The following is an 8,545-nucleotide window of genomic DNA, read 5'->3' as shown; positions in this document are numbered from 1 at the left end:
GCAGGCCGACGGTACCCAGGGCAACGGTGCCGGTGAGCAGGGTACGACGGTTGAGGGTGAAAGTGGTCATTAGTTTTCCTCAGTTAGGTGGGATGCTGCTTTGCTGTACGCGGGGGAACACAACCCGCACACCTTTGTGACAGCACGCACATTTTGCATTGAGATTAGTATACACACATTTCCCACGCACTATGACCTAGTTCACCGTTTTAGGGAAAATATTTCAGCCAATTCCCGAAACCACCCCACCACAAACCCCCCATCAAAAACACAGAAAAGCCCCGCAGTACCCCGCCACTGAGGCGGAATACCGCGGGACTTTACCCTCCAGAGCCTTATACCGGCGCCTCCGAAAATTCAGCAACTACCGAATAGGAATCCAGAAAATTAACATGTGGCTTTAGTTCTGCCAACCCACATTGACCCAGCGCTTGGGGTCGGTGTAGCTGGTTGCGAAGAGGGAAGGACCGTAGTTAGCCAGCTTCTCCTTCACAGCTACGTAGCTGGGGCCGTTAGCGTAGGGGAAGTAAATAGCGACCTTCTCCATGTGCTGCTTCTCAGCCTCAGCAGCCATCTTCAACTGCTCCTCGTGGGATTCCTTCTCGTAAATGGAGGCAATGTACTTATCCAGCTCAGGATCGCCCACACCCTCGTTAATTTCGCTGGTGTAGAAGTACTGAACGCTGTCGGCGGGGTCAGCACCAATGCCCCAACCGGAGAAGGCACAGTCGTACTGCTTAGCGCCCATCACGGAGTTGAACTGGGACTGCGGCTGGTTGTCCTGCTCGAGCTTAATACCTGCCGCCTTGAGCTGCTGCTCGAGGTTCTGGAACTGAGCCAGAGAGGTTGCATCCGAACCGAAGTAGGTGATGGAGAAGCCTGCAGTCTTGCCGTCCTTGGCGTAGTAGTCGCCGGACTTGGAGTAGCCTGCTGCTTCCAGGATCTTTGCCGCAGCCTCGGCGCCGGGGTTGGACGGCATGTTGTTCTGGTAGCCCTTCTGGAAGGGCATAGCAATCATGGAGCCGGTCAGGGGCTCTTCCCAGTTGATCTGGCCGAACTTGACCTTAGCCAGCTGGGAGCGGTCAACCGCGGCGAAGACTGCACGGCGCAGGGCGGTGTCGGTCACGCGGGTCGGGTTGAACTGCAGGTTAATCACGCCGAGGCTCTGGCCGGTACGAATCTGGACACCGGGCTGACCCTTGACAGCGTTGTAGGTTGCCAGGCCAGCAAAGCCAATGCTGTCCAGCTCGCCATTCTTGAACGCTGCGCGCTCTGCCTCGTCGCCCATTTCACGCCAGATAATGCGGTCCAGCAGCGGCTTCTCACCCCACCACTTGTCGTTGGGCACAAGGGTGAGAGTCTTAGCCGAAGAGTTCCACTCGCCAATCTTGAAGGGGCCGGACCAGTACTGATCCATGGGCTTGTTCACGAAGCCGTTGTTGAAGAGCTCCTTGTCGGTCAGTGCGGGGTGCAGACCGAGCAGGCCGAGGGTCTCAGCGGGGTACAGGGGCTTGGACATGACGATCTTGACGCGGGTCTTGTCGCCATCCACGGGGTCGATGGACGCCACCTGCTGCCAGAAGGGAGTTGCGATGACGTTGTAGCCGTCATCGGGGTTGCGGTAGACGGTCCACGCGGCGCGGATTGCCTCAACGTCAACGGGGGTGCCGTCGTTGAAGACGGCCTTAGAGTTGAGCTTGAAGGTGATGGTCTGCACGCCGCCAACGGTCTCTGCCTTGTAGTCGCTGACATAGTCGTCGTTGAGGCTGTATTCGCCAGCAGGGCTCAGGGAGGTGAAGCCGATAGCGGAGGGGATGTTGCAGGGGCCACCGAATGCGGTGAGGTTCGCGGTGGTGTAGCCACTCTGGGTCAGAATGTTGAAGTTCGGGCCGACTGCAGAGACGCTACCGCGGAACTCGCCACCCTGCTTGAGGGAGGAGCGGTCCTGCTTGTTGATTTCGAGGTTCTTGACGATTTCCTCGGTGCTTGATGCAGCCTTACCGCTGATCTTCTTGTCAGAGCCGCCGCCGCATGCAGCGAGCAGGCCGACGGTACCCAGGGCAACGGTGCCGGTCAGCAGGGTACGGCGATTAATACGTAGATGAGTCATGTATTCTCCTCATGCCGGAGGGCTCAGGTGCTATTTGATAAGCGCACCGTGTTGTGCGCCGATTTTGCGGGAGCGCCGAAGCTCCCGCCCGTCACCTTTGTGAGAGCCCCCACATTGTTTGTGGTTGAAACACAGTATACCCCCAAAAGAAGCGACGCAGACCACAGTCCAGACTCTGGAAGAACTATACACCGTCTAAAAATCACGGGTTCAGCACCTGAACCCGCATCATCACGCGGAAGCCGCGTGCGAAAACTAAAAAATGAAATATTATGTCGCATTGGCGCGCGAGCGCGTCACACCCGGTGCTTTGAGAGTTGTTACAAGTTACAAGCACAGCGTCGGGGCAGCTAAAGCGCGCTGAACCCTCCACAAGAAAAAACTCCCTACCCCTATACGACACTGCGAAAACGTATAGGGGGCAGGGAGCTTAAAACTGCGGCTTATGCCATCCAGCCGACGGTAGACCAGTCGGTGGTCTTGAAGAGGAACGCACCGTAGTTAGCGAGCTTCGGGCGGCATGCCTTGAAGTCCGGGCCATTGAGGAAGGGGATGAAGAGGCAAACCTCGCTCATGTGCTTCTTCTCAATTTCGTTGCACTTCTCGGCGCGCTTAGCGTCATCGAGGATGGTGACCATCTCGTCGACCATAGCGTCGATTTCGGGGGTGCCGACGCCGTTCCAGTTCTTGGAGTGGTAGAAGTACTCGGCAGCACTGGTCGGCTCGGAGGTTACGCCAAAGCCCGAAATGCTTACGTCGTACTCGCGGTTACCAACAACCTTCGAGAATTCAGACTGTGCACGCGAATCGAGCTCGAAGTTAATGCCAATTTCCTTCATGCTCTGGATGAAGGTCTGTGCCTGGCCCTTGGTGGTGGCGTCATCACCGAAGGTGGTCAGCTTCAGGGTGATGGTCTTGCCGTCCTTCGCGTAGAAGTCGCCGGACTTGGTGTAGCCTGCCTTCTCCAGGACCTTGCGTGCTTCCTCCGGGTTACGTGCCGGGTAGTTGTCGCGGTAGTACTGGGAGGAACCCAACAGAAGCATCGAGCCGGGAACTTCTTCTTCGTAGGGCAGACCCTGGAAGCGAATCTTTGCCAGAGCACCACGGTCGATACCCAGGAAGATTGCCTTACGGACAGCAACATCGGTGATGTGCTCTGCGTTCAGGTTCATGCCGCCGGCGAAGAGGCGGCGACCGCGGCGGATTTCAGAGTTCGCAACGTCCTTCATCTCGTTGTAGGCGCTGAGGGTACGTGACTCGACGACGTCCAGTTCGCCGTTCTTGTACGCGGCGCGTGCTGCGGCGTCTGCCATTTCACGCACGACGATGCGGTCCAGCTTGGGCTTCTCGCCCCACCACTTGTCGTTGGGCACAGCAGTGAAGGTCTTCTCGGAGGAGTTCCAGCCGTTGGGTGCCAGGGTGAAGGGGCCGCAACCGAGCTCGGGGTGGGGGTTGTCCACGAAGCCTTCGTTGAAGAGGTTTACGTCGAGCATCGCCGGGTGCAGGATTCCACCAAAGAGCAGACCCTTGACGGGGTTGTGCGCAGTCTTGAAAACAACGCGTGCGTGGTAGCGGTCGCCATCGATAGCTTCAACGCTTTCGATGTACTCGTAGATACCTGCCGCGGCAATCTTGTATTCACCGTCGGGGTCACGCTGGATCTGCCAGGTTGCCTTGAGGGCGTCGATGTCGATGGGGGTGCCGTCGTTGAAGACTGCCTTGGGGTTCAGGCGAACCTCTGCGGTGATCTTGCCGTCTACTTCCTTAGCTTCGAAGCCGAGGCAGTAGTTGGGGTCGAGCTCGTCTTCGCCCTTGTAGGTGCTGCGCCAGATGCCGGCACCGGCGATAACGCCCATGGTTTCGGAGACGGAGGTGCTCGAGCCGTTCTGGGAGAAGCGGTTGAAGTCCGGGCCCAGGGAGTAGGTGCTCAGGTTCAGGGTACCGCCCTGCTTGAGCTTCGAGGCATCCTGCTCGTTGATTTCATAGAACGGGGTTTCGCTTGCCTTGTGCTCGGTCTTGGGGGACGAGGAGCCACAAGCGCTCAGTACGCCGGCAGCAGCGACGGCGGTTGCGCCGCCGAACAGTACGCGGCGGCTCATGATCGGGTTGAATCCGGAGAGGGAGGGGATGGGGTGGGGGCTCATGACGGGCTCCTTGGGGGTGTGGACTGCACTGATGCAGTGTTTGCAGTGTAAAGTGGGTGGCTCGCGTGCTCTGGAGGCGGGGTTTCCGCCTACAGGAGCGTCTGCCATCTGCGGTGATGGGCGGGCAGGTCAAGCCATGCAAAATAATGTGACCTAAAGCTATGTTCTAAGCCACATTTAATATTTTTTAGTAGTGTACACCACACGCATCACCACAAGTGCGCAACACGATAAATATTTCTTAATTATTACGCCCGACCCTAAGGCCGCAGGCCTAAATCCATGTCGGCACAACCCCACCACCCTTCGCGCAACGTCCCTCCCCCACCTCAAGAAATAGCCAGCGGGCACAGCAAAGCGGGCCGAATGTGCACATACACATTCGACCCGCTCGTAGGGCAGGCGTCTTTTAGGAGTTCATCCAGCCCACAGCAGTCCAGTCCATCGACTTGTACAGGTGCGGGCCATAGTTAGCCAGGGTCTTCTTGACCATCACAAAGTCAGGGCCGTTCGTAATGGTACCCAGGAAGGCGAACTCAGCCATGTGCTTCTTCTCAATCTCGTTACAGGCAAGGTTACGTTCCTTGTCATCCTCAATGAGGGTCATGGCGTCGATGAGGGCATCGATTTCCTTGCTGCCGATACCTTCGTTGTTCTCGGAGTAGTAGAACTGCTTGGTACCCTCGGTTGCGTCAGCAGAGACCGAGTAGCCGCTGAAGGAAATATCGTAGTCCCAGTTGCCCAGAATGGTGGCGAACTCACTATCGGCGTGCTGATCGATCCGGATCTCAATGCCGACATCCTTCATCTGCTGAGTGAAGGTCTGAGCCTTACCCTTGTTGGTCGGATCGTCACCGAAGACCACCACTGCACAGCCAGCCTTCGTGCCGTCCTTCTCGTAGTAGTCGCCGTTCTTGGTGTAACCGGCGGCCTCCAGAATCTTCTGCGCCTCCGAGACACTGTTATTCGGGGTCGGGTAAGAATCCTGGTAGTAGGGCGAGAAGGGCATGTGAATCATCGAACCGGGGATAGCTTCCTCGTAGGGCAGACCCTGGAACTGAATCTTTGCGAGTGCTTCACGGTTGGTGCCGACGAAGATTGCCTTACGCAGGGCAGCGTCCTTGACGCGGCGGGGATTAATATCCAGGCCGCCGGCGTAGAGGCGGGTACCCTTACGCAGTTCGGTACCTGCCACGTTCTTCACCTCGGTGTAGGTGGAGGAGGTGCTTGCACCGATAGCGTCAATTTCGTCGTTCTTGAACGCGGCACGTGCAGCGCTGGACTCCATCTGGGTAAACACAATCTTGTCCAGCAGGGGCTTGGCGCCCCACCACTTGTCATTGGGTACAACACTGAAGGTCTTCGCAGTGGAGTCCCAGCCCTTATCCGCCAGAGTGAAGGGGCCAGCCCAGTACTCGGGGTGGGGCGCATCCACGAAGCCGTTATTGAAGAGCTCAACATCCTCCAGGGCGGGGTGCAGAATCTCAGAGAAGAGGCTCTGCAGCGGGTAGAAGGGCTTGGAGAAGGTGACGGTTGCACTGTAGTCGTCTTCGCCCTTTTCTACGGATTCAACGAATTCGTAGATGCCGCTGGAGACAATGTTGTAGCCGTTGTCCAGGCTCTTGAAGATATTCCAGGTGGACTGGAGCGCCTTGTAGGTGATGGGGGTGCCATCATTGAAGACAGCCTTGGGGTTGAGCTTGACGGCAACCTGAATCTTGTCGCCCTTCTTGCTGTGTTCGAAGGAGACAGCGAAGTCAGTGTTCAGCTTGTAGGTGCCATCAAAGTCGAGGTTCCACATGCCAGCCTGACTGATGGTGCTCATAACGTTGACGTTATCGCTGGTGTTACCGCTCTGGGTGTAGAAGTTGAAGTTCGGACCGATAGATCCGGCGGGCAGGCGTAGGATGCCGCCCTTCTTCAGGCTGTTCACGTCCTGAGCGTTGATATTGTAGAGGTCTTCGATATTGGCACCGGCACCGGCAGCCTTGGTCTTTTCAGAGCTTGCACTGCCGTTGCCGCAGGCGCTGAGCAGACCTACAGCTCCCAGAGCCGCAGTGCCGCCAATGAGGGCGCGGCGGCTGAAGCTGTTCTTGGTCGCTTCGTGGCTACTCGCGGTGTATGCGGTGTTGGCGGTCATGGGAGTGGTTTCCTTCTGTCTTGTGTGGGCGGGTGTATCCCGTATCCCCGAAGTAATGATTATTTATGCAGAGCACTGCATAATTTTGTATAACTCCACTGTAGCGCGCCTCGGGAGCAAAAACCAAGCATTTTTACAATATTTCTTAATATTTATCGTGTTTTTTGAATATTCATACCATGAATACGCTGTTTTTGTGCGAATTTTTCGGATTTTGCCGGATAGCTATGCCACCGCTCCCCTGCACCGGTACACAAAATGCCCAAAGCAATTCCTCCAGATATGCAAAAAGTGTCCACCCGGATAATCCGGGTGGACACTTTCAGTAGCTCTAGACTATTCACCTATTAGGTGAAGGGATAAGGACTTACTTAGCCCAACCAACCTTCTGCCAGTGAATACCGGTGCCCTGGAAGAGGGACACGCCGTAGTTGCGCAGACCCTTCTTCACGAACTTGTACTCGGGGCCGTTGATGAGCGGAATCAGCACTGCGAACTCAGCCAGGTGCTTCTTCTCGATCTCGCTGCAAGCCCGGTTGCGTTCCTTGTCGTCAGCAATGAGCTTCATCTTTGCAATCATCTCATTGATCTCATCGGAACCGGCTTCCTCGGGCTTACGACGCATGTAGAACTGCTCGGTAGCCTCGGTAGCATCCGGGGAGGTCGGAGCAAAACCGGAGGAGGTTGCGTCGTAATCCTTGGATGCCATGGTCTTGTTGAACTCGCTCACAGCACGGGAGTCGAGCTCAGCATTAATACCGACGGACTTCAGCTGCTGAACCAGGGTCTGACCGACAGCCTTGGCAGTGGGGTCCTCACCGAAGATGGAGAACTTGAAGGCAGCCTGCTTGCCGTCCTTCTCGTAGAACTCACCGTTCTTGGTGTAGCCTGCCTCTTCCAGAATCTTGGATGCTGCAGTAGCATCGTTGTTCGGGGTCGGGTAGTCGTCCTGGTAGTACTCGGTGAAGGGCATATGAATAACCGAGTTGGGGAGCTTCTCTTCGTAATCCAGACCCTGGAAACGAACCTTAGCGAGAGCCTCACGGTTCAGACCAACAACCACAGCGCGACGCAGAGCAACATCCTGCATGCGGGCGGGGTTCATGGTCAGACCGCCGGCGAAGAGGCGAGCACCGCGACGAATCTCGGTGTTAGCAACTTCCTTGAGCTCCTTGTATGCAGAAGCGGTGGTAGCGCCAATCGCGTCAAGCTCATCGTTCTTGAATGCCGCGCGCTCAGCAGCGGTATCCATCTGACGGAAGACGATGCGCTCCAGAACGGGCTTCTCGCCCCACCACTTCTCATTGCGGGTCAGGGTCAGGGTCTTCTCGGTGGAGTTCCAGCCACCTTCAGCAATGGTGAAGGGGCCAACCCAGTACTCGGGGTGCGGCTTGTCAACGAAACCAGTGTTGAAGAGTTCCTTGTCCAGCAGAGCCGGGTGCATAATGCCAGCGAAGAGGGTATCCAGCGGGTAGTAAGGTGCGGAGAAAGTTACCTTCACCTTGAAGTCATCACCGTCGCGCTCCACGGAAGCAATGCTGCTGTAGATGCCGCTGGTACCAATCTTGTAGCCGCCATCGGTGCTCTTGAGGACCTCCCAGGTAGCCTGCAGAGCCTTGTAGTCGATGGGGGTACCGTCGTTGAACTTAGCCTGGGGGTTCAGCTCAATGGAGACAACGGGCAGACCGTTTTCTTCGGAAACATCGAAGCTCTTCGCGAAATCGGGAGCCAGAGTGCGCTTACCCATGGGGTCACCCTGCCACAGGCCTGCGTAAGCCACGGGGCTCATAGCAGTCTGGGTGTACAGGGAGTTGCCGTCCGCGCTGAAAAGGTTGAAGTCCGGACCAATACCGGGAATAGCCAGGCGCAGAGTGCCGCCATCCTTCAGCTCAGATACAGCTGCCTCAGCAAGGTCATAAAGCTCCTTGGCATCGGTGCCCACGGTTGCACCCTGGGTGGTTGCCTTGGAGTCCTTGGACGAGCCGCACGCAGCCAGTACGCCCACGGTACCCAGTGCTGCAGCGCCACCGAGAACGGTACGACGGTTCAGGATGAAATTCTTCTCCATGAGAGTGTCCTCTTATACGTTTGACCCTCAATAATCCCGCAGGAAAGCGTCAAGGATTCCCTGCTCATGCGCCGCAATTAGGG

General features: G+C 56.8%; 4 protein-coding genes. All 4 read right to left on the bottom strand.

The window, feature by feature from the left end; all coding sequences use genetic code 11:
- Positions 1-400: 400 nt before the first annotated feature.
- Complete coding sequence (locus HMPREF2528_RS01605) at positions 401-2,110, bottom strand: ABC transporter family substrate-binding protein (RefSeq protein WP_049357817.1); 1,710 nt, start codon at positions 2,108-2,110, stop codon at positions 401-403.
- A gap of 443 nt (positions 2,111-2,553) precedes the next feature.
- Positions 2,554-4,254, bottom strand: a complete 1,701-nt coding sequence (locus HMPREF2528_RS01600; protein ID WP_070541826.1) for an ABC transporter family substrate-binding protein — start codon at positions 4,252-4,254, stop codon at positions 2,554-2,556.
- A gap of 409 nt (positions 4,255-4,663) precedes the next feature.
- Complete coding sequence (locus HMPREF2528_RS01595; protein WP_070541823.1) at positions 4,664-6,394, bottom strand: ABC transporter family substrate-binding protein; 1,731 nt, start codon at positions 6,392-6,394, stop codon at positions 4,664-4,666.
- Positions 6,395-6,761: 367 nt separating this feature from the next.
- A complete protein-coding gene (locus HMPREF2528_RS01590; RefSeq protein WP_049353427.1) occupies positions 6,762-8,462 on the bottom strand; it encodes an ABC transporter family substrate-binding protein in 1,701 nt (566 codons plus the stop codon).
- Between the last annotated feature and the right edge of the window lie 83 nt (positions 8,463-8,545).

This window comes from Rothia sp. HMSC078H08 (assembly GCF_001808955.1).
Classification (GTDB): domain Bacteria; phylum Actinomycetota; class Actinomycetes; order Actinomycetales; family Micrococcaceae; genus Rothia.
The sequence above is the reverse complement of the archived record's forward strand: the minus strand, read 5'-3'. Positions and strand labels throughout refer to the sequence as shown.